Source organism: Citrobacter sp. LJND-P06 (assembly GCF_058188415.1).
This window is the reverse complement of the sequence record NZ_CP187317.1, coordinates 195,397-218,156: the sequence shown is the minus strand read 5'-3', so window position 1 is coordinate 218,156 and position 22,760 is coordinate 195,397. Positions and strand designations below refer to the sequence as shown.

Annotated in this window: 19 protein-coding genes; 8 read left to right on the top strand and 11 right to left on the bottom strand. The window is 49.1% G+C overall.

Translation table 11 applies throughout. The annotated features are described in order from the left end of the window. Nucleotides 1-34 precede the first annotated feature (34 nt). Entirely contained in the window at nt 35-787 is a 753-nt protein-coding gene (rsmJ, locus tag ACO7SM_RS00970) for a 16S rRNA (guanine(1516)-N(2))-methyltransferase RsmJ (protein WP_490469360.1), read from the bottom strand. A gap of 7 nt (nt 788-794) precedes the next feature. Beyond that, nucleotides 795-2,837: an oligopeptidase A gene (gene prlC, locus ACO7SM_RS00965; protein ID WP_490469359.1), complete on the bottom strand. Its 2,043-nt coding sequence runs from the start codon at nt 2,835-2,837 to the stop codon at nt 795-797. A gap of 292 nt (nt 2,838-3,129) precedes the next feature. Between prlC and ACO7SM_RS00960 the strand changes: the two genes are divergently transcribed. Both ACO7SM_RS00960 and gorA read left to right on the top strand, forming a co-directional pair. After that, on the top strand, nt 3,130-3,972 hold the full coding sequence (locus ACO7SM_RS00960) for a 23S rRNA (adenine(2030)-N(6))-methyltransferase RlmJ (protein WP_490469358.1): 843 nt from the start codon (nt 3,130-3,132) through the stop codon (nt 3,970-3,972). A 71-nt stretch (nt 3,973-4,043) separates the two neighbouring features. Next, nucleotides 4,044-5,396, top strand: coding sequence for a glutathione-disulfide reductase (gorA, locus tag ACO7SM_RS00955; protein ID WP_490469357.1), 1,353 nt, complete (start codon nt 4,044-4,046; stop codon nt 5,394-5,396). Between the two features lie 1,090 nt (nt 5,397-6,486). Here the strand turns inward: gorA and ACO7SM_RS00950 are convergent. The 7 genes from ACO7SM_RS00950 to ACO7SM_RS00920 form a co-directional block, all read right to left on the bottom strand. Then, complete coding sequence (locus ACO7SM_RS00950; RefSeq protein WP_490469356.1) at nt 6,487-7,152, bottom strand: EAL domain-containing protein; 666 nt, start codon at nt 7,150-7,152, stop codon at nt 6,487-6,489. A 75-nt stretch (nt 7,153-7,227) separates the two neighbouring features. Then, on the bottom strand, nt 7,228-8,085 hold the full coding sequence (locus ACO7SM_RS00945) for a hypothetical protein (protein ID WP_490469355.1): 858 nt from the start codon (nt 8,083-8,085) through the stop codon (nt 7,228-7,230). Nucleotides 8,086-8,132: 47 nt separating this feature from the next. After that, nucleotides 8,133-8,663, bottom strand: coding sequence for a fimbrial protein (locus ACO7SM_RS00940; RefSeq protein WP_490469354.1), 531 nt, complete (start codon nt 8,661-8,663; stop codon nt 8,133-8,135). After that, nucleotides 8,663-11,281: a fimbria/pilus outer membrane usher protein gene (locus tag ACO7SM_RS00935; protein WP_490469353.1), complete on the bottom strand. Its 2,619-nt coding sequence runs from the start codon at nt 11,279-11,281 to the stop codon at nt 8,663-8,665. The genes ACO7SM_RS00940 and ACO7SM_RS00935 overlap by 1 nt, the downstream gene beginning before the upstream one ends. Before the next feature lie 50 nt (nt 11,282-11,331). Next, nucleotides 11,332-12,033, bottom strand: a complete 702-nt coding sequence (locus tag ACO7SM_RS00930) for a fimbria/pilus periplasmic chaperone (protein WP_490469352.1) — start codon at nt 12,031-12,033, stop codon at nt 11,332-11,334. A 73-nt stretch (nt 12,034-12,106) separates the two neighbouring features. Beyond that, nucleotides 12,107-12,628 carry a fimbrial protein gene (locus ACO7SM_RS00925; RefSeq protein WP_490469351.1) on the bottom strand — a complete coding sequence of 174 codons (522 nt, stop codon included), beginning with the start codon at nt 12,626-12,628 and terminating at the stop codon, nt 12,107-12,109. Nucleotides 12,629-12,688: 60 nt separating this feature from the next. Further along, a complete protein-coding gene (locus ACO7SM_RS00920) occupies nt 12,689-12,991 on the bottom strand; it encodes a helix-turn-helix transcriptional regulator (RefSeq protein ID WP_490470843.1) in 303 nt (100 codons plus the stop codon). 537 nt (nt 12,992-13,528) lie between these two features. On the opposite strand from ACO7SM_RS00920, the gene ACO7SM_RS00915 reads away from it, so the two are divergent. From ACO7SM_RS00915 to ACO7SM_RS00905, 3 genes are all read left to right on the top strand, one after another. After that, nucleotides 13,529-14,293, top strand: coding sequence for a winged helix-turn-helix domain-containing protein (locus ACO7SM_RS00915; protein WP_490469350.1), 765 nt, complete (start codon nt 13,529-13,531; stop codon nt 14,291-14,293). A 1-nt stretch (nt 14,294) separates the two neighbouring features. Further along, the gene (locus ACO7SM_RS00910) at nt 14,295-14,738 is read left to right on the top strand and encodes a hypothetical protein (RefSeq protein ID WP_490469349.1); all 444 of its coding nucleotides are present in this window, start codon (nt 14,295-14,297) and stop codon (nt 14,736-14,738) included. A gap of 916 nt (nt 14,739-15,654) precedes the next feature. Then, nucleotides 15,655-17,304 (top strand): alpha,alpha-trehalase, encoded by a 1,650-nt coding sequence (locus ACO7SM_RS00905; RefSeq protein WP_490469348.1) that lies wholly within the window; start codon nt 15,655-15,657, stop codon nt 17,302-17,304. Between the two features lie 8 nt (nt 17,305-17,312). Here ACO7SM_RS00905 and ACO7SM_RS00900 read toward each other — a convergent pair whose 3' ends face one another. Beyond that, nucleotides 17,313-18,899, bottom strand: coding sequence for an STY4199 family HEPN domain-containing protein (locus ACO7SM_RS00900; protein WP_490469347.1), 1,587 nt, complete (start codon nt 18,897-18,899; stop codon nt 17,313-17,315). A gap of 265 nt (nt 18,900-19,164) precedes the next feature. Here ACO7SM_RS00900 and ACO7SM_RS00895 point away from each other — a divergent pair, with 265 nt between their 5' ends. Next, a complete protein-coding gene (locus ACO7SM_RS00895) occupies nt 19,165-19,692 on the top strand; it encodes a GNAT family N-acetyltransferase (RefSeq protein ID WP_490469346.1) in 528 nt (175 codons plus the stop codon). Nucleotides 19,693-19,755: 63 nt separating this feature from the next. On the opposite strand, the gene ACO7SM_RS00890 is transcribed toward ACO7SM_RS00895, so the two are convergent. Then, a complete protein-coding gene (locus tag ACO7SM_RS00890) occupies nt 19,756-20,514 on the bottom strand; it encodes an SDR family NAD(P)-dependent oxidoreductase (protein ID WP_490469345.1) in 759 nt (252 codons plus the stop codon). Between the two features lie 119 nt (nt 20,515-20,633). Here ACO7SM_RS00890 and ACO7SM_RS00885 point away from each other — a divergent pair, with 119 nt between their 5' ends. Further along, complete coding sequence (locus ACO7SM_RS00885; protein ID WP_490469344.1) at nt 20,634-21,533, top strand: LysR family transcriptional regulator; 900 nt, start codon at nt 20,634-20,636, stop codon at nt 21,531-21,533. Nucleotides 21,534-21,613: 80 nt separating this feature from the next. Further along, nucleotides 21,614-22,642, top strand: a complete 1,029-nt coding sequence (gene yhjD / locus ACO7SM_RS00880; RefSeq protein ID WP_490469343.1) for an inner membrane protein YhjD — start codon at nt 21,614-21,616, stop codon at nt 22,640-22,642. The last annotated feature ends 118 nt before the right edge of the window (nt 22,643-22,760 follow it).

The following is a 22,760-nucleotide window of genomic DNA, read 5'->3' as shown; positions in this document are numbered from 1 at the left end:
CGAAGACGGCGCGATCGGTTCGGCGGCGAAAAATCTATTCCGCCGTCCCCGCATAAATATCAAACCGATGGCCTTTGGTCACCACCGCGTTAGGGGTAGCGACATCGGCAAGCGGCGGCGCGTAGTCCGGGCGTTTCACCACCACCCGTTTTGTCGCCAGTTGCCGCGCGGGTTCCAGCAGCCCGTCGGCATCTAAATCCGGCCCCACCAGCGACTGAAACACGCGCATCTCTTTTTTCACCAGCGCGCTTTTCTGCTTGTGCGGAAACATCGGGTCGAGATAAACCACCTGCGGGCGCGGGGTAATGTCGGTCAACGCCGTCAGGCTGGAGGCGTGGATCAACTGCAAACGCGCCTGCAACCACGGGCCGATTTCCGGGTCGGCATAACCCCGCGCCAGACCGTCATCAAGCAGCGCCGCGACAACCGGATTACGTTCCAGCATCCGCACGCGACAACCCACCGACGCCAGCACGAAAGCATCACGCCCCAGTCCTGCCGTGGCATCCACCACATCCGGCAAATAATCGCCTTTGACGCCGACCGCTTTCGCCACCGCCTCGCCACGACCACCACCAAATTTGCGGCGGTGCGCCATCGCCCCACCGACAAAATCCACGAAAATGCCGCCAAGCTTCGGTTCATCGCGCTTACGCAACTCCAGATGTTCCGTGGTCAGCACCAGTGCCATCAAATTATCTTCATCGTGTTCCAGCCCCCAGCGGGCGGCAAGAACAGATAAGGCGCCGTCTCCGGCGCCCGTTTCATCAATTAAGCAGATTTTCACTCGTGGACTAACCTTTGATTCCGTAATGCTCCAGCATCGCGTCGAGCTGCGGTTCGCGGCCACGGAAGCGTTTGAACAGCTCCATCGGCTCTTCGGAACCCCCACGGGTCAGGATGTTGTCGAGGAACGACTGTCCGGTATCGCGGTTGAAAATCCCCTCTTCTTCGAAGCGCGAGAAGGCATCAGCCGCCAGCACATCGGCCCACAGATAGCTGTAGTAACCCGCCGCATAACCACCGGCAAAGATGTGGCTGAAAGCGTGCGGGAAACGGCCCCATGACGGCCCCGGCACCACAGCAACCTGTTTCTTGATTTCTGCCAGCGTATCGAGGATTTTCGCCCCTTGTTCCGGGCTAAATTCGGCATGCAGGCGGAAGTCGAACAGACCGAACTCCAGTTGACGCAGAATAAACAGCGCCGCCTGATAGTTTTTCGCCGCCAGCATTTTATCCAGCAGTTCTTTCGGTAACGGTTCGCCAGTCTCATAGTGACCGGAAATGAACGCCAGCGCATCCGGCTCCCAGCACCAGTTTTCCATAAACTGGCTCGGCAGCTCGACCGCATCCCACGGCACACCGTTGATACCAGAAACACCGGCGGTTTCAATGCGGGTCAGCATATGGTGCAGGCCATGACCGAACTCGTGGAACAGGGTGATCACTTCGTCGTGAGTAAACAGCGCCGGTTTGCCGTTGACCGGGCGGTTGAAGTTACAGGTCAGGTAAGCGACCGGTTTTTGCAGCGAGCCGTCGGCTTTACGCATCTGACCGACACAGTCATCCATCCACGCCCCGCCGCGTTTGTTTTCACGGGCGTACAGGTCGAGATAGAAACTGCCGCGCAGTTCGTTGTTTTCGTCATACAGTTCGAAGAAGCGCACTTCGGGATGCCACACGTCCACATCCGTACGCTCTTTCGCGGTAATGCCATAAATACGTTGAACGACCTCAAACAGACCGTTAACCGCTTTGTTTTCCGGGAAGTACGGGCGCAGTTGCTCGTCACTGATGCTGTACAAATGCTGCTTCTGTTTTTCGCTGTAGTACGCGATATCCCACGGCTGGAGCTCATCAACGCCAAATTCCGCTTTTGCGAACGCGCGCAGTTGCGCCAGTTCTTTCTCACCCTGAGGACGGGCGCGTTTCGCCAGATCGGTTAAGAAATCGAGCACCTGCTGCGGGTTTTCCGCCATTTTGGTGGCCAGCGATTTAAAAGCGAAGCTTTCAAAGCCCAGCAGTTGCGCCAGCTCATGACGCAGGGCGAGGATCTCTTCCATCACCGGGCTGTTATCCCATTTGCCTGCGTTCGGGCCCTGATCGGAAGCGCGGGTCACATAGGCGCGATACATCTCTTCACGCAATGCCTGGTTGTCGCAATAGGTCATCACCGGCAGATAGCTCGGGATGTCCAGCGTCAGCAGATACCCTTCCTGCTCTTTCGCTTCGGCCTGGGCTTTGGCTGCTGCCAGCGCGCTCTCCGGCATCCCGGCGAGCGTGGCTTCATCCGTCACTAACTTCGTCCAGCCCATCGTGGCGTCAAGGACGTTGTTGCTGTACAGGTTACCGAGTTCAGACAGGCGGGTGGCGATTTCACCGTAGCGCTGCTGTTTTTCTTTCGGCAAACCAATACCCGAGAGTTCAAAATCACGCAGCGCGTTATCCACGGCTTTTTTCTGTGCGGTGGAGAGCGTGGCGTAGTGATCGCCGTCGCGCAGGTCGCGATACGCCTGGTACAGCCCTTCGTGCTGTCCAACCCAGGTGCTGTATTCAGACAGCAGTGGCAGGGTTTGTTCATACGCTTCGCGCAGTTCAGGACTGTTTTTTACCGAGTTCAGGTGGCTGACCGGCGAGAAAAGACGTCCCAGCACGTCATCCACTTCCGCCAGCGGTTGGCATAAGTTTTCCCAGGTGTACGGTGCGCCCTGCGCGACCACACGTTCCACATTTTCGCGGCAGTCATTCAGCGCCTGGGTAACGGCGGGAACCACATGCTCTGGCTGAATTTTGGAAAACGGCGGCAGGTCGAAGGGAGTCAATAATGGATTCGTCATATGCACAGTCCTGGTTAAAAAGGGGGAACGAAACGCGTCACGCGTTTTCGCCGGATGCGGAGCGTCTTATCCGGACTACAGGTTTCATCATGTGTAGGCCGGATAAGGCGTCAGCCGCCATCCGGCGCGTCATACTCAGTAGCATGGGGTTAAGTGTAGTGAATTTCAATGCTGTGCGTTGTCCTTTCGCGGCGATGGTGACTTTTCTGTATACTGTGCCGATATGCTTTATTTTCGCCCGATGGCGCTTCGCTTATCGTGCCTACGCTTTTAACCTGGAACTCCGTTACCCATGCTCAGTTATCGCCACAGCTATCACGCTGGCAACCACGCCGACGTCCTTAAACACACCGTTCAGAGCCTGATCATCGAGTCGCTCAAAGAGAAAGAAAAACCGTTTCTCTATCTGGACACCCATGCGGGCGCTGGCCGGTATCAACTGAGTGGCGAGCATGCCGAGCGCACCGGGGAGTATCTGGAAGGCATCGCGCGCATCTGGCAGCAGGATGATTTACCGGCTGAGCTGGAGCCGTACATCTCCGTCGTGCAGCATTTTAACCGCAGCGGTCAGTTGCGTTATTACCCGGGTTCACCGCTGATTGCCCGCCAGTTGCTGCGTGAGCAAGACAGCCTGCAACTGACCGAACTGCACCCAAGCGATTTCCCCCTGCTGCGCTCCGAGTTTCAGAAAGATGAACGCGCCCGTGTGGCACGCGCAGACGGCTATCAACAACTGAAAGCGAAATTACCGCCAGTTTCCCGTCGCGGACTGATTCTCATCGATCCGCCTTATGAAATGAAAACGGACTATCAGGACGTCGTCAGCGGGATCAACGAAGGGTATAAACGTTTTGCCACTGGCACCTACGCGCTGTGGTATCCGGTCGTCCTGCGTGCGCAAATCAAACGCATGATCAAAGAGCTGGAAGCCACCGGTATTCGCCGTATTCTGCAAATTGAGCTGGCCGTTCGCCCGGACAGCGATCAACGGGGAATGACCGCATCCGGCATGATTGTGATCAACCCGCCGTGGAAGCTGGAGCAGCAGATGAATGCCGTGCTGCCGTGGCTGCACAGCAAGCTGGTTCCGGCCGGCACCGGTCATACCTCGGTAAACTGGGTCGTGCCGGAGTAATCACAGCCATCGGTGGAACCTTTTAAGTCTCGCGCTACAATCGCAGCAATCAACGATTAAGGACAAAAGTCATGACCAAACACTATGATTACATCGCTATCGGCGGCGGCAGCGGTGGTATCGCCTCCATTAACCGCGCGGCCATGTACGGCCAGAAATGTGCGCTGATTGAAGCCAAAGAGTTAGGCGGCACCTGCGTGAACGTCGGCTGCGTACCGAAGAAAGTGATGTGGCATGCCGCGCAGATTCGCGAAGCGATCCACCTGTATGGCCCGGATTACGGCTTTGACACCACCATCAACGCGTTCAACTGGAACACGTTGATCGCCAGCCGTAGCGCCTACATCGACCGTATCCACACCTCATACGATAACGTACTGGGCAAAAATAAGGTTGATGTGATCAAAGGCTTTGCCCGTTTCATTGATGCGAAAACCATTGAAGTCAATGGCGAAACGATCACTGCCGACCACATTCTGATTGCCACCGGCGGTCGCCCAAGCCACCCGGAGATTCCGGGCGTGGAATACGGTATCGACTCCGACGGCTTCTTTGAACTGCCCGCGCTGCCGGAACGCGTTGCGGTCGTCGGCGCAGGTTACATCGCGGTTGAACTGGCCGGTGTGATCAACGGTCTGGGTGCTAAAACGCATCTGTTCGTGCGTAAACACGCGCCGCTGCGCAGCTTTGACCCGATGATCACCGAAACCCTGGTCGAAGTGATGAATGCCGAAGGCCCTCAGCTTCACACCAACGCCATCCCGAAAGCGGTGGTCAAGAATGCCGACGGCAGCCTGACGCTGCAACTGGAAGACGGTCGCAGTGAAACCGTTGATTGCCTGATTTGGGCTATTGGTCGCGAACCGGCAACCGACAACGTTAATCTGGCGGCAACGGGCGTGAAAACCAATGAGAAAGGTTACATCGTCGTCGATAAATTCCAGAACACGAATGTAGATGGCATTTACGCGGTAGGCGATAACACCGGCGCCGTAGAGCTGACGCCAGTGGCGGTGGCGGCGGGTCGTCGTCTTTCTGAGCGTTTGTTTAACAACAAACCGAACGAGCATCTGGACTACAGCAACATTCCGACCGTGGTCTTCAGCCACCCGCCGATTGGCACCGTGGGTCTGACTGAACCTCAGGCGCGCGAGCAGTATGGCGACGATCAGGTAAAAGTGTACAAATCGTCATTTACCGCGATGTACACAGCGGTGACCTCTCACCGTCAGCCGTGCCGTATGAAGCTGGTTTGCGTAGGCCCGGAAGAGAAAATTGTCGGTATCCACGGCATCGGTTTCGGTATGGATGAAATGCTGCAAGGCTTTGCGGTAGCGCTGAAAATGGGCGCAACCAAAAAAGACTTCGACAACACTGTCGCCATCCACCCCACCGCATCGGAAGAATTCGTTACCATGCGTTAAGTCAAACCTGCTGCCGACACACGTTAGTCGCCCTGAAAAACTGGCTGTTACAGGCCAGTTTTTTATTTCTATTAATAGTGGTTAATATTCTAATTTTAAGTTTTTTTCTACATAATATTGAGACCAAGATTAAACAGGTGAAAACAAAAATGCATCAATCACTTGTTTATATAGAGAACTAATTTTTAGATTCATCGCATGATCTGGGATAGAAAAAGAAGATGTACTCGCTTCAGTGAATTCCATTTTCAGATCTGTTTCTCCGAATTTTTTTATACCCTTTCTTTCCATGAAGCCCTGAGATACAGACGATGTCTCATGTACGGGTAATGACCATTCATCCTGTTGTGTATGTAAAAATTTATAGTCCTCTGGTAAGTCCTCGGCCAGTCTCACCATAACCTAAAAAGTCAAATATTGTCGTTCCAAAGCCTAAGGTATCCAGAAGATTTCGGTATTTCTAGAAAACGGACCGATCTTTACCGCCGCCATGAAGCATAAGGACATGTCCATTGCACCCAAATGTGCTTTCAGCGTTAATCGTTTTGCAATGAAACGGGGCCTGGAAATAGTGACTAGAAATCATCTGCGTATGTGTTTTTGGAGTAACGATTTATTCGTTGTATCAAACCCGATCGCACCATGCAGTGTCAGTTGGCGTTTTAGTTGCCTTATAATATGAATCACAGTAAGGGAAGAGTTTAATCGTTAAAAATGCCGCACACTACAATTCATGTTAGCGACTATCTCATCATGAATTCTCAGTACGGGCTATAATAATCGTACGCGCAAGGTGGAATGACGAAATATCATCGGGAATTATCACTCTCGTTTCATAAAACTGACAAGTTTCATTACAGTGGAAAATGGAAAAGGACCGCCCTTAGACGGTCTCCGGGCTATCATAGCTACACTATATTGAGTTTCTAAGAAAGATGAATGTAGTTCATCTATTAACAAAATAAAATAGATGCTATTTGATGCAGATCACATATAACCCAATGAAAAGTAGAATGCAACATCCTTCAATCCATTAACAATAGTCATGAACTAATTCGTGATAGATTTATCAAAATCTGAGGTTTACTGGTTATGATCTCTCACGCAATCCAGTAATTAAGTTGTGTTTTTTCCATAAAAACCCTTGAGCGTTTTTGATTCCATGTTTTTTGATTAGCTTCAAGTCAGAGGGGGTTTCGATGCCTTCTATTATTATTGGCAATTCACCTAAGTGTTCTTTAATCAATGATATCAGCTTAAGCAATTCCTGCCCGTTTAGTTCTGAACGGTCTATTTTAACACCATCAACTCTTCCGATAAATAAAGGCAGGAAAATTGAGTTAAACCTGGTCAAATCGTCAATCCAGACGTTAATGTCTACACATCGCAGTTTACTGATGTTTTTCAAGAAGGTGACCATTTCATCCTGAGGCAGTAACGCAATATTGCTTACATCTGAGATTTCAATGCTGAACCGTTTGTATTTACTTATCTTTGTAATGTCATCATGCGTAAGCGCTATAAATCCCTGCACCGTCAAATTAAAGAAGCATTTCCGGAGAAGGGATAGCTGATGAACGAGTTCCATCTGTCGGTGGAGACATTGCACCTGCGTAGCAGGGTCAAATGATGAAAACCATGTTTCTGGACACACTTTTTCATTTAATCCAGACAAAATCTCATAGCCCCATATCAGGGAGTTTTCTGATTCCACTAAGGGCTCCAGTCGCAAATATTCTATGTTGAATTTTTTCATTTTCTCTCCATTTATAAATACTAGACCGGCTTTAACAAACAATTAAACCTGGATTTGTATTTATGATATCTACGTTTAGTTACAGTTTACTGTCACGTTAAAAGTACGGCTAAATGGACCCAAAGCATCTTTCGTTGCAGTCACCTGGGCCTGAATATCAATAGGCTTATCACTACTGTTATCACCAGCGAAGAATTCACGTTCTTTAAGAATCAGTCCATTACCATAAGACTGGAAAGATGTTCTACTTGGATTCAAATCAATTGTTACACCAGGATTATTAGTTGGGATTTTTTTACCTAAAGACGGGTACTCACCACCACCATTTATTATTATTTGCCCGGTGGTGAGTCGTCCGAAGTTAACAAGCTTAGACTCGCCTGCAACAAGGTCGGGGATTTCAATAACATCCTCAACTTCTGCTTTTGTTATATACCGTGTTAAAAAATCGTGACCAACGCCTGCATCTGTGTTTAAGGTTGAATTATTTGCATCCCCGGTAAACAAAATCCTATAATCCTCAAAGTTCCGATGTTCAAGATATAAGTCATCAACGTTTTCAGTGGAGATTCTCCGATAAGAAATGTATTGGCTCGAGCTATTTTGCTGTGTAATTTGAAAAGGGAAGCTTGTTGTAGATTCCCAGTAATCATAATCATTCGTGCTTTGAGAAACATGATTTATGAACGTAGATGAATGAACTGCCCCGCTATGATAGTCAGTCAATGTTATCGACTCTAAATAAATCTTTCCTTTTGGTTTCGATTTGACTATTAGTGTTTTATTTACATTATGCATTGTAAAGCCGGGTATAGCTCTGTTAGTTATGACACCATTGCTCGATTCCCATACGGCCCTGCCGCAATAAATTTCCTGTGAATGTGCAACAGGCATACCCAGCATAAAAATTACTGCTAAAATTACCTTTTTCATGTTTTAGCCCTGTTTTTACTCAATGTCAGTGATATTTTGTTAAAGTATTACATGTATTCAAAAAACAAATCTGCTGTCGAATAAAAGCTACCAGGTTCAACCGGCATGGATGTGACCATATAAGCTGCTTTCATTTTCAAACTTCCATTGCTGTTTGTAATAATCATTTCTCTATCTTCGCCCGCAGGGCTAATGATATGGTCATCATCAGCAAAGCTGAGTCTGAGACCAACGTTTTTTGCTGTTCCAGCATTTAAAAAAAGTGTGCCTGTAGAGTCGGGTTCTGATGCACCTGATATTGTAATTTTTAATCGCGATACTGATTCGTGACATGAGGTGATATTAACCATAAATTCAGTCACTCCTGAAATGCCCTGATTTGAGAACGAATTCGATGTTACATCTTTCAATAAAACGCTTTGGTTTTTTTCTTCAAAAGTACAGGTTCGAGGCACCACATTCCCGGAAATTGTCACGGTTGTAGATGAAAGAGCACTTCTTACCTCGGAACTCATCAAAGCAGCGAAAAAAACGCAAATTAAGATGAGCAGTTTGTGGTGAATATTTTGCGTCATCATTACACGCATTCCCCTGTGACATTTGCCATATATAACGATTTTGATTTTTCATTAAGATGATATTCAGCAGTACATTGCTGCTCAGGTTGGTCACCCCATTTTATCAAAACGCGCCCCTTATCCGGCATGCCGGTCATATACACTTGTCCTGAGTCACCAACAATACCGCTATAGTTGCCCAGTGATGCTATTGATCCGAAGGGAATCGGATTACTTTTATGCGTCAGCGTTAAAAGAAGTTTCTGGCCCTTATGTACGGTGAAATCAGCCTTCACAATCGCTCCTTTTGTAGGAACAACGCGAGTAACCGCACTATCAATTTCCGTTTTATCGTCGAGGTTACTAATATCGAGAGACACGCTGTTTTCACGATAGGGTGATGCGTATGGTTTAATCGCGTATCCACGGCTATCAGTTTTTACTCCCCGCTCGTATTTGAGGTTTGTTCCTGAAGCCCCTGGGGCGGCAATGAGAACTGCACTATCGTTTATTGGCTGGCCTAGTGTCAGACCATCACTGTGTAAAAGAGCACTTCCGTTAAGACCGTAATTTACTTTCTTGTAATTATTTCCATAGCTATAACCAGCGCTCATGTTACCGCTGCCACCTCTGTAAGATAATCCTGTATTCCCGCTATACCCCTGGTTTTGATCATGCCCCTGGGATACGTTCCAACTGAGGTTGTTGTTCTCCAGCATGGACCCGCTTAAACCCGCCTGATGAGTCATGCCACCCTGGCTGGTTCTGGTTGTGTTATAAGTTGCATTAATAGGACTGACTTTATTGTCAGAGGACAGTATTCTTCCTAATGGGACTGATATTGATAAATTAGCCGTGCGCTCATTATAAGAAGGGGCATCTGTTCGGCTTTGCTTGCTGTACCCATAGGAAAGTGAATAATTAACAGACCCCACACTGCTGCTGAAACCTGACTGGAGGGAGTTGCTCGTATTACTGGTACCCCAGAACGTCTGTCGAACTCCGGTGACATACATAGAGCCGATGCTGCCCAAGCTTTGAGAAATATTTGCCTCTAACCGGGCGCGCTTAGTGTTATATAGCGAATAGTAATCTCTGTAGTTGTCCTTAATCAGTTCTCCAAAATCGTCGTAAACGTCCTGCTCATACAATCGACCGCTCATTCGGTTCAGTGCGGTTTCATCTAAAGTGTAGAATCCTTTTGTCGAGTATCTGTAGCCGGTAAGTCGGAAAGTCGTCCCGAGATTATTCAGTGAATGTCCGTACAGGAAACGAACGGATTGTCCCTTATGGTGGCTTCCGTCAGTAAGTGTGCTGTCGGCGTGAGTGACATCGACTGAAACGGCCCCGAGTGAACCAATATTGACGCCGCTACCTAACTGAGTCGCTAGATATTTTTCTGAATACTGCATACCACCGTATGCAGTAAAGTTATGCGGGAGTCCCCATAACAGTGTGCCTTCACCGAACGTTGGGTTTTCGTACTGCACGCTACTGTTCTGATACTTACCAGCAGTAAGACTGTACTTTACCCGTCCTTCGCGTTGTAAAATCGGAACCGAGGAGTAGGGAACAGTGAACACTCTGGTGTTTCCGTTTGCTTCTTTTACGGAAACTTCCAGATCACCACTTGAATACATTGGGTAAAGATCATCAATCTCAAACGCCCCTGGGGGCACAGTCGTTTGGTAGACGTTGTAACTATTCTGGCGAATGCTTACCTGCGCATTACTTTCAGCAACACCTCGAATTGTTGGTGCATAACCCCGACGCGTATCTGGATACATGTTGTCATCAGTGATTATTTGTACGCCGCGAAAACCAAGCGAATCAAATATTTCACTACTTGTGCTACTTTCGCCAACACTGAGTGAGCTGCGCAGAGGAATAATACTGCGCTCCGCATACGTTTTAACGCGTTGCCATTGCTGGCGGGAAGTGTACTTGTTCTTGTAATAATTCCAGATGCGGTAATCGCGTAAACGCCAGGCGCCTAGGTTTAAACCAGAAGTCAGGTTCAGATAATAATTATCACTGCTGCTGTCACTGGACGTACTGTTGCTGCCAGAAAAATGATAATTCATTAACGCTGCATTAATTCCTTCGTCCCAAAGTTCAGGCTCAATGTATCCTCTGGCATTAGCATTAATTGCAGCTTGAGGAATGCTGATGTCCAGGCGCATACGTGTAAAACTGAAACGACTAAATGCTTCTGGTATTGACTGCTCCAGGTCAATACATGTTGTTTTGTCAGCTGCCGCTAGGGCAGGGTAGTCAGCGACCTTGACCCCCATCTGGAACAGATCCTTACGAGTCAAACATGCCATCAGTCCCGTGTTGTCGGCATGCTTTATTGATTTTTCTCCTGAAACCTGGGCGCTATCCTCTCTTATTACAAAACCGAGTGTTTTTGCATAGATGAATTGCTGGTTAAGGAAGACATCAACTGAATATTCGCCAGGTAATTGATTTCCATCCCCCTGAAAATGAGACAAACTAGCTACCTGTTGCTCACCAGTAGAAAGCAACTCCGGAGGGAAATATAGTTCGGAGCCATGACCATTTTGGGATAAAAAAATAATCATAGAGATGCAAACACATAAACTTGTTTTGTTCATCTTTCTATTTTTAAGCTTCATAGTAATCACTAATTCTCAGAGCGTTGCTACACAACAACTGGTACTGTTAGCTATTTAAGGACGGACGTTTTCTGCGGCGTTGTCGCACCATGGTCATTGATGGTGCTGTAGTGGATCATGGGGCTGGCACCTTTTGGCAAAACAATGGTGTCCTCACTCATCGGGGCAATCATCAAATCTTTAAGTGGCGTATTTCCTACCTTCATGTTCACCATCGTAATGTAGTATGGCGAAGGGTTGTGGATCGATAACCGCTCCCCCGAACGACTGAAGACCAAAGAGGAAGCAGCCTCACTGGGTGAGGTTTTCAGACCTTCGGGCCGCACGAAAACCTTGATTCGGGTAACTGCAGCGAGCAGCAAGACGTTTTTACCTTCCAGCGCTTTTTTATCAACGGAAGGAACTGATTTTGCGTTGAAGTAATAAAGTGTTTCCCGGTCCTTAGGTAAAGGCTTACCCGTATACATTACTCGTAATACATTCTCATCCTTTGGGTTACTGACATACAATGGGGGGGTGACGAGGAAGTCAGTTGCTTTCTTCCCATCACTTGATTCAATCCAAGTTTGCACCAAATAACTTTTTTTAGATGAAGTGTTACGAATGGATTGGGTAACCTGCTTATTTTCAGCCGGATAAATAATCCTCGTCCCGGCCAAAGCAATACCTTCAGCAAGGGTTGCCACAGGGAAGAGCATTGCAATAAGAGAAAGACCTAATGCAGCATGTTTTGCCATGTTAATACCAAACATTTTATTCTCCTTATTCATTAATGCATATATGTCGCCCCACATATATAATATGTTGATGTGGGGCATTAATTAACTACCGATATTCAACCGTGAAATTGGCGTTTGCTTTTGCATCACCAACCCCAACTGTATTGTCCAGAGCAATATAGCGAGTTGTGAAATCGAAAGTATTAGTCCCACCCTGCAATAATTTTTCAGCTGAAGATGATGAACCGTCCAGCGCGAGAGGGATTCCATTTTCAAGAATTTGAAGACCAAGGTTTGTAGCACCACCAGTTACACTCAACTGGGTGTTGGCGCCAATAGTGTCTCCACGAAAAGTAATCTTCGCATTTTCATATGTACTGGGGTTACAGTCTTCAAGTGAGATGGAAAAACCATGCTCTAAGCTCGTATCATTAACAGCACTGAATGTATTTGACGCTATCGTTCCAAGATCAATTTGCTGACCTATTTTGGATGTATTATCGAGCGTACAAGTACTTTCAACAATTTTACCTGTGAAACTGATGGTGCTGGTTTCACCTTCAACGTCTGCATAGGCGTTAGAAAAAAGTGCAGATGTAATTGCCAAAGCCAGTGTTAGTTTTTTCATGATGTATAATCCTTAAGGTTGTGGTTAAGTTTCACCCAATTAAAAAGCTGACATGCGACATCAATTTTTTCTGATGAAGTCCATATAATCTCGGAAACAAGAGAAGTTATGTTTTTTGTACATCTGTTCAAGGTATGCCCTGATGGTTTTCTCAGAAAGAGATAAGTTGTCTGCTACTTCCTTTATGTTTAAGGTTGATTTAAATAGATGCTTTATATATACCTGGCGTCTAGTCAGGTGTTTTCCATTGATATAGATAGAAAACAGTTGCAACCACTCATCACGCGAAGGCTTACATTGTAACTTCAGAATTTTAAACCAGTTATCGATTGGCTCATGTATAGATATTCCACCATGCTTCATCAAGGGTTGCGAATTAACACCCCCTCTCAAAATGATAACTATGACGTCATTACATGATGCAGAGTTTATAAATAACTTTATACTCTGGTAATTATAAATTCGATCTACATCAATGAACTGATATCTTTTGTTTTCATAGCCTTTGAATAAACAGGTTATGCCGATAACAAGATAAGCATCATCACTCTGTATACTTACAGTCACATTTAATTTACCTCCAAAAATACCGAACAATTCTGATTCGTAAGCCCAAGTAGTGAGTTAATCCCTCCCCCTCTCCGGCAACGAAATTAATTATAAGCAAAATCCCAAAAATCGATACGATATAATTCATATATTGATAATTATAGGTTATTATGCTTAAATACATGGGTTTTATAGGCGGCTATGGATAATGATACTATGCTGTTGCAACGTAAGCAGGCTTGGTAAATTCTATAAAATGTCGACAACATAATTCACCGGACTGAATCAGCTTATATTAGGCAAAGCTTCGGCTGCGTATACGTGGATTTAGTGTCGTTTGGTAGGAGAACCATGATCTACATCATAAATAATGTCGTGGTGTATGACAGTGCAAGTGCGACAATCTCACTTATCGCAGCGCATGAAGAACCTGAGCATAAGGTGACGGCGATCAATAACCGCCTGCTCAGTCTTCTCATAGAGAATAAAGGTGAGATTCTGTCTAAGGAGCAGTGCCTGCAAAGTGTATGGGAGGCACATGGCCTGGACGGATCAGTGAACACATTGACACAATACATTAGCAACCTCCGGAAAATTTTCTCCGTATATTTCGATGGTGAAGAGTTTATCATCACGGTACCGCGTAAAGGGTACAAGGTGTCCACAGACTTTAACATCACACAGGCCCCTCAAAAAGATATACAACTGTTAGATACTGTCGAAACTCAATCACAGGAGCATTTCACCAAAAAAAATAATAAAGAGAGTTATTTTTTCATTGGAGGGATAGCCTTAACACTAATCATGGCTGTGTACCTGTATATGGGTAAATCGGACATACCTAAGTTGGAAAATGCCCTGCTCTTCACTTATGAAGAGTGTCCGGTCTATACACTGGACACTGCTAACCACGACATGGCAATTGAATATCGAACAAAAGTCGCAAGGTTACTTCTTAGTGAGCATGAAATATCTTGCTTGCCGTCTTCTTCTTTTTATATAAGTGTTAATAAAGGTGCGGAAAATGGAATTTCTGGGAGCGTAATGCTGGCGAGATGTCTTGATAATGAATCTGCTTCGAACTCCTGTATAACATATCATTACAGTCGGTGGTGAAATGATTAAGCGTAATATTGCACAGGCATTTGCCTTATTTATATTAACCATATTTGGTGGCGTCGTATTTTTTGCACAACAAAATAAAGGTACTGACCTTACTTGCGAAGGAGTCCTGGTAGGCAGCGTTCATCATGATGACCCTCTTTTTTCATATCAAATAACACACCGCCTGATTATTGGAAAAAACAATATGGCAAGGCGTGAGATTAACGGATTTGGTTACAGTAATGGAAAACGTTACACTTATAACCGGACTGTTTTTTATAAATACTCCAGCCTCCAGGGTGAGAGTAATAAATACCATGTCAAAGTTGTTGATGTTCGTAAAACCGGGGCGGATGATATCCCACCCGAACTAGAAAAAAATTCTTATCTTTTGATATTACTGGGGGTGAAAGGACTGTGGGGATTAGTGAAACCTCTTTCGGTGATTTATTGTTAACTACCGCGAATGGTCCTTTTTTTATGTGTGACAGAGTTAACTAAAAAGGTGGTGCTTAATATTTTCGCAAGACCTTGTTATTCCTCGGTCATAGTTTCCTCATCGGGTAAATATGTACATTTTTCAGTTTCTACCCCCCTCACTCCGGCACCTCCCCTTTAAGCACTGACTTCGGGAAAACAAGCATGCGCCTAAAAAACAATCAAAACAGCGCGGATAAGTTACTTAGGTTGTCTGCTACTACAATCCCCAACCTTCTCAGTCAGTTGTTTATGGACTGACAGAAAGTAAAAAAGCCTATTAAAAAGAGCAAAAATAAGCAGCTAAACAAACAGGAAGCCTCTCAATCAAATGATAGTATTCCGAAATCAGCAGTTCAGTATGTAATAGATACAAAATTTTTTTAATAAACGCCGTTATCTTGATTAGCCACCTGAGTCAAAAGCAAGACGACATAAGTAATCTGTACACGAGGGAGTTATGGTCTCTAATGAATCGAGTTAACCAAGCACAAGAAGGATGGAAATTGCCGGACACGAAACTCTGGAAAATTCCCTTCTTGCCCAGAAGGCTTCTCCCACAAGGCTTTCCAGTTTTTCTACAGTCAAATCCTGTATGGGTAATTCGTTACCATGCGGTAAGTCGAATGCCCCTCCCCGGAGGGGCATTTTTTTATCCTTCATCAATCGCTTTTCACCGAATGCTCTGAATTTTTTCCCGCTATTGTTGTAAATCCCTCTGGTGATAACGGCTTAGAAATCATCAAGTAACGAGAGATGCGCACTCGTTCCCCTCAGCCATAAATGTGAACCACCGCACACTTTGCCCCCCACGCACCGAAGCGAATGTCTACGCTTAAAAAACAGCCGGGCAATACCCGTATCCTTTACGACGCAATCCGGAGGCCCTTCTCATTATGCTCAACCAGAAACTGCAACACGTCCCATCCGACGAAATGACGATCGAGGTTGATCTGATTTATGAAACGGATCCGCACGAGTTAAAGCTGGATGAAATGATCGAGGCAGAACCTGAACCCGAGATGATTGAGGGGCTTCCCGCCTCCGACGCGCTTACGCCAGCCGATCGTTACCTCGAACTGTTCGAGCATGTGCAATCCGCCCGCATCTTTGCCGACAGCAAAACCTTCCCGGACTGCGCGCCGAAAATGGATCCGCTCGATATCCTGATCCGCTACCGGAAAGTCAGACGACACCGGGATTTCAACCTGCGACAGTTTGTTGAACGCCACTTCTGGCTGCCGGACGCGTCCTCCACGGAGTATGTCTCTAACCCGGAAAACTCGCTGAAAGAGCATATCGATCAGCTCTGGCCTGTGCTGACGCGCGAGCCGCAAGACCACATTCCGTGGTCTTCGCTGCTGGCGTTACCGCAGTCCTACATTGTCCCGGGCGGGCGATTCAGCGAAACCTACTACTGGGACTCCTATTTCACCATGCTGGGGCTGGCGGAAAGCGGTCGCGGAGATCTCCTGAAATGTATGGCGGACAACTTCGCCTGGCTGATTGAGAACTACGGCCATATTCCGAACGGCAACCGTACCTACTATCTGAGTCGTTCCCAGCCGCCGGTGTTTGCCCTGATGGTCGAACTGTTCGAGGAAGATGGCGTACGCGGGGCGCGGCGCTACCTCGAACATCTGAAGATGGAGTACGCATTCTGGATGGATGGCGCCGAATCACTGGTGCTCAATCAGGCGTATCGTCACGTCGTCCGGATGCCCGACGGTTCGCTGCTCAACCGTTACTGGGACGATCGCGACACCCCGCGTGACGAGTCGTGGCTGGAGGATGTGGAAACCGCCAAACATTCCGGTCGCCCTCCCAATGAGGTGTATCGCGATCTGCGTGCCGGAGCGGCTTCCGGCTGGGATTACTCATCCCGCTGGCTGCGCGATACAGCGCGCCTGGCGAGTATTCGCACCACCCAGTTTATTCCCGTCGATCTCAACGCCTTTTTGTTCAAACTGGAGAGCGCCATTGCCAATATTTCTGCGCTGAAGGGCGATCGGGATACCGAGGCTCTTTTCCGCCAGAAGGCCAGCAACCGTCGGGCCGCCGTGAACCGTTACCTGTGGGATGACGATAATGGCTGCTATCGGGACTATGACTGGCGGCGCGAGCAGATGGCCCTGTTCTCCGCCGCCAGCATTGTGCCGCTGTATGTTGGCATGGCGACACATGAACAGGCCGATCGCCTGAGCCACGCAGTTCGTAGCCGCTTACTGACACCCGGCGGGATTATGGCGACCGAATACGAAACCGGCGAACAGTGGGATAAACCCAATGGCTGGGCGCCGCTACAGTGGATGGCGGTTCAGGGGTTCAAGATGTATGGCGACGACGCCCTTGGTGATGAGATTGCCCGTAGCTGGCTACAAACGGTAAACCATTTTTACCAGCATCATCATAAGCTTATCGAAAAATACCATATTGCGGGCGGCACGCCGCGTGAAGGCGGCGGCGGCGAATATCCCTTACAGGATGGATTTGGCTGGACTAACGGCGTGGTGCGCCGCCTGATTGGGTTATACGGGGAGCCGTAACGCCCCCGCTAGCCGCGAATCTCCTTATAAATGGCGGTCTGAATCTTCAGCCATTTCTTGTTGTCCGCGCTGGGTTCAGCGCGGGCGCGTAATGTCGCCTGCTCAGCCTCATGTTTTTGGCGCGCCACGACCGCAGGCACCGTGCAAAAACGTTGCAAATACAAGGCGTGTTCGGCGGTCAGCGTCGCGCCGTTCGACATGGCGTGCCCCAGGGTATTAATAAACCGTCGACAGGGTTTAAGCTCATCCATCTGCGAAGGGTAACGTAGCAACAATTGCAGCACGTCAGTATTTCCCAGTGAGAAAGCCTGCTCGGTCCAGGCTAACTGCCAGTTCATCCCGCCCTGTAAAAACAGGGTGGTGACATGGGTGTCATTCCTGTCGATAGCCGCCCGCATGTTAAAGGCATCCCAGGTGATCCCTTTCTGCGTGATACTCTCCCGCGGCGAAGGCGATTCCCGTTTTGGCTCATTCTGTACGATCTCAATGCCCGGCGCAGTGGGCGACGCTTGCGAGCTGAATAACCAAATCCCGCCCCCCAGTATCGCCAGCACCATGGCGCCGACAGCGCCCCACAGGGTGCCGGAGATCAGCTGTTCCCGCTCTTCTGCGCTACGTTGCGGCCGTTTGCGCGGGGGTTCTATCGTTTCACCAATCTCTTGCCGCTCGCCACCCGCCTGGTGATTTATATGTCGCGCACGCTCCCAATACTGTTCCAGTGGCGCGTCATCGACAATCAACAACGAGGCGGGATTCACCCGCGTACGCCCGCGCTCAAACGCCCGCTGTACCGGGCGGGTAATATGCTGATACTGGCAGGAGAGCAGCGTCAACTGCGCCGCCGTGAGCGGTTCTCCGGCAATCACGCGATTACGCGCCTGTCGACAGTCGTCGAGAAATTGCCGCAGTGTCGCACGAGGTTCAACAAACAGCGTCAGTACCGAGGTATCGTTAAACACCCCGGCGTAGTGGCGAGCGAAGCTCTTTTTATCGACCACCATCAGCGCCAGCTCACTAAAACACATTCCACTGAGCGCGTCCTGGCCGTCGCCCTGTTTAATCCAGTGCCTGAGGCGATCGGCGCCAAAGTGCTGTTTTAAATACGCATTCAGTGACTGGCTGTCCGGCCAGACCTGCGCCACCAGTCCTTTTAAAACCAGCTCAATCACGCGAAGCTGGCGTTCTGCACGCCGTTGCTGGCTTTCATCGCTGGCGTCGACGTCTGTGAGATACGTCAGCAGCGGCTGGCACTGGCGTAGCTGCTCCAGCGCGGTGACGAAACGCAGCGCGGCAATCAGTTGATTCTCACTCACCGCCTGACCGCTTTCATATTGCGGTACGCATTGCTGGAGATGGCGCAATCGCAGGGTAAACTGGCTGAGTTGCGCGTCATTCATATGCAGTCGTTTTGCCACGGCATTCCAGCCGCCAAGGTTCAAACGGGCCTGATCCAGTTGTTCGAGAAACCAGCGCGGATCTTTCCCTTCGCAGGCGTGAACCCCTAACAACAGCAAAATTTCCACCGAGGCATGGCGGATAATACCCAGACAGTGCTCAAAGGTGGTGCTTGTCGTCTGTAAAACGCTGATCGTCATTATCATCCTTAATCTAAAAAAACGCCCACCAGGGTAACACCGTTCACTTAAGCCAATGAATGAGGGGAAACACCGGGATTTGGTTCCCGGAGGGACGCCAAACCCGGTGGTCGCCCCGGATATCTCGGTCTTAAACTAACAGTGTTCCCCCTGGGGAAGTTCGTTATATTCATTTTAATTATCTGTTTTTATAGATATAACAAGTTAAACATATATAACAGTGACCACGACGTGAACATTGAGAAAATTATTCGGAGGAACGCTCGTGCCCGTATTGAAAACCTCTCGCCTGACCTGTCGCCCGCTTGAGCCCACCGACTGGCCCTTTTTTCTCTCGCTAGAGCAACAACCTGACGTGATGCGCTATATCGCTGATGCACGTAGCGAAGCAGAGATTCGCGAGGCCTTCGACTCCCGATTACCCGAATGGCAGCCCGGGAGTCCACACTGGCTGTGTCTGATCCTTTGCGACAACGAAACGGGCAAGCCGCTCGGCCTCAACGGGTATATTCATCGTGGGAAAGATTGCGCCGAAGTCGGGTTCCTGCTGGCGCCCGAAGCTCAGGGAAAAGGCTATGGGACGGAGTCTTTACGCGCCGTCTGCGATTATGCATTTTCCGCGGGCGGCCTGCGGCGACTGACAGCCTGCGTCACTGCTGGTAATCAGGCTTCGCGCCAGTTGCTGGAAAAAACAGGATTTGTGCTGGAAGGGACGCTGCGCGAAAGCTACTGGCTACAGCAACGCTGGCAGGATGACTGGCTTTTTGGCTTGTTAAAGCATGAGTGGCGCTGATATTCACTCGCCGATGCTAATCCGGTGGACAATCTCACCCACCGGATTAGCATCGCCCCACGCTTACAGAAACATGCCGCCTGACACTTCAATCCGCTGCGCCGTCATCCAACCCAGTTCATCGCTGAGCAATGCGGCAATGGCATCACCAATATCCCCCGGCAAACCGGCGCGTCCCAACGCGGTTTGCGACGCAACGTAGGCATTCAGCTCTTTGTTGTCTCGCAGTCTGCCGCCGCCAAAATCAGTTTCTATCGCGCCTGGCGCAATGCTGTTCACCGTGATCCCGCGCTCACCCAACTCTTTGGCCTGATAGCGCGTCAGCACTTCCATCGCCCCTTTCATTGAGGCGTAAGCGGCATACCCCGGCAGGGCAAAACGGGCCAGTCCCGTTGAGACATTCAGGATCCGTCCCCCATTTTTAATCAGCGGTAACAGGCGCTGAGTCAGGAAGAAAGGGCCTTTAAAATGGATGCTCAATAATTCATCAAACATGGCTTCCGGCGTGTCTGCAAACGGCGCATACAGACCGACACCCGCATTGTTCACTAAATAATCAAACGTCTCGCGATTCCAGACATTTTTCAGTTGTGTTTTGACGTCGCGGGTGAACGTCTCAAAACTGGCAATATCACTGACGTTTAGCTGTATTGCCACCGCTTTTCGCCCTTTTCGCTCAATTTCAGCGACAACATCCAGAGCCGCCTGCTGCTGGCTATTCCAGGTAAAAATAATATCCGTTCCCTTGTCTGCCAGCTTCAACACCGCGTTTTTACCCAATCCACGGCTACCACCGGTCACTAATGCGATACGTTGTGTCATAAGAAACCTCATTTCAGGTGTTGTTAAGATTGAGATAGAGCTTATTAGGTGATAGAAAAACTATAAAGATAGCCAGATACGCATCACTGTTTCACACAGAACAACAATAGGCGGTCGGGATGGATAAAATTCACGCAATGCAGTTGTTCATCCGCGTCGCGGAACTGGAGAGTTTTTCGCGCGCCGCCGAGACATCCGGCCTCCCTAAAGGTAGCGTATCTCGCCAGATTCAGGCGCTGGAAAACCTACTTGGAACGCAGCTACTGCACCGGACTACGCGGCGCGTTCAGCTCACGCAGGACGGGATGGTCTATTACGAGCGCGCCAAAGATCTGTTGAGCAATCTTGATGAGCTGGACGGTCTGTTTCAGCACGATCCGAAAAGCATCAGCGGTAAACTGCGGGTGGATATGCCGGTCGGCATCGCCAAAAACCTGGTTATGCCGCAGCTCCCTCAATTTTTGCATCAGTATCCGGGAATTGAACTGGAGCTCAGCAGCAGCGACCGCATGGTCGATTTAATTCGCGAGGGCTTTGACTGCGTCGTGCGCGTTGGCGCGCTGAAAGATTCTGGATTGATCGCACGCCCGCTGGGAAAACTGTCGGTTATAAATTGCGCCAGCCCCCAGTATCTGGCGCGTTTTGGCTATCCAGAGAGTCTGGAAGACCTGGCCACGCACGCGGTGGTGCACTATTCCCTGAACCTGGGCACACGGCCACTGGGTTTCGAAGTCGCCACGGTCAATGGGACACAGTGGATTAAAACAGGCGGCATATTAACGGTGAACAGCACTGAGACTTACTACGCGGCTTGCCTGGCGGGTCTGGGCATCATTCAGGTGCCGCGCGTTGGGGTGCGTGATGCGCTGCGTGCAGGGACGCTCATTGAAGTGTTACCGCAATATCGCGCCGACGCTATGCCGGTTTCGCTGCTGTACCCACACCGTCGCAACCTTTCCCGCCGGGTTCATCTGTTTATGGAGTGGTTAACCGGGGTGATGAAAGGCTATGTGGATTAGCATCCGGTCGCACTTTTCGGGAAGCCGCCCTAAGAGGCTATACTAACCCGATAGCAGACAAAAGAAGGACTATCGACCTGATGATGCAGGAAAATGATGTAAAACACCCGGATCAGGAACTGGAGCACGACCCGATTCAAAATGCAGAGACTGGCGCGCGAGAAGCGCCAGAAAAAAGCGGCAAAGCCCACAAGACGCTGAAAACCGTCACCACGACCGCGCAAAAGATCCAACGCCAGCCCGTGATTGCCCATCTCCTGCGTGCAGCAGAACGTTTTAATGACCGACTGGGAAACCAGTTCGGCGCGGCCATTACCTACTTCTCGTTTCTGTCGATGATCCCCATTCTGATGGTGTCATTCGCCGCCGCCGGGTTTATCCTCGCGTCGCACCCCACACTGCTCCAGGATATCTTCGAAAAAATTCTGCAAAATGTCAGCGACCCCACCCTGGCCGCTACGCTTAAAAGCACGATCAATACCGCCGTTCAGCAGCGTACTACCGTCGGTCTGGTCGGTCTGGGGATTGCGCTCTATTCCGGCATCAACTGGATGGGAAACCTGCGGGAAGCGATTCGCGCCCAGTCGCGGGACGTCTGGGAACGCACGCCGCAGGATCAGGAAAAGATCTGGATAAAATACCTGCGTGACTTTATCTCCCTGATCGGCCTGTTGGTCGCGTTGATCGTCACCCTTTCTATTACCTCCATCGCCGGGTCTGCCCAGCAACTGATCATTTCGGCGCTGTATCTCGACAGTATCGAATGGCTGAAACCCGCCTGGTGGCTGATCGGGCTGGCCATTTCAATCTTTGCCAACTACCTGTTGTTCTTCTGGATTTTCTGGCGATTGCCACGACATCGCCCACGCAAGAAAGCGCTGATCCGTGGAACGTTTATTGCCGCCATCGGCTTTGAAGTCATCAAAATCATCATGACGTGGACACTGCCCGCGCTGGTGAAATCCCCTTCCGGCGCTGCATTTGGCTCGGTGCTGGGTCTGATGGCGTTCTTCTATTTCTTCGCCCGCCTGACGCTCTTCTGCGCGGCCTGGATTGCCACCGCGCAATACAAAGACGACCCGCGGATGCCAGGCAAAACACACCGTTAAATCATTCACGGGGCTGATGAAAAACAAAAAATATCAGCCCCACTCGCCATTTCAGAATATAAATCCAGTCCTTAACTTTTATTTAACCAAAAACCAGTTTTATTATCTAAGTTTAAAA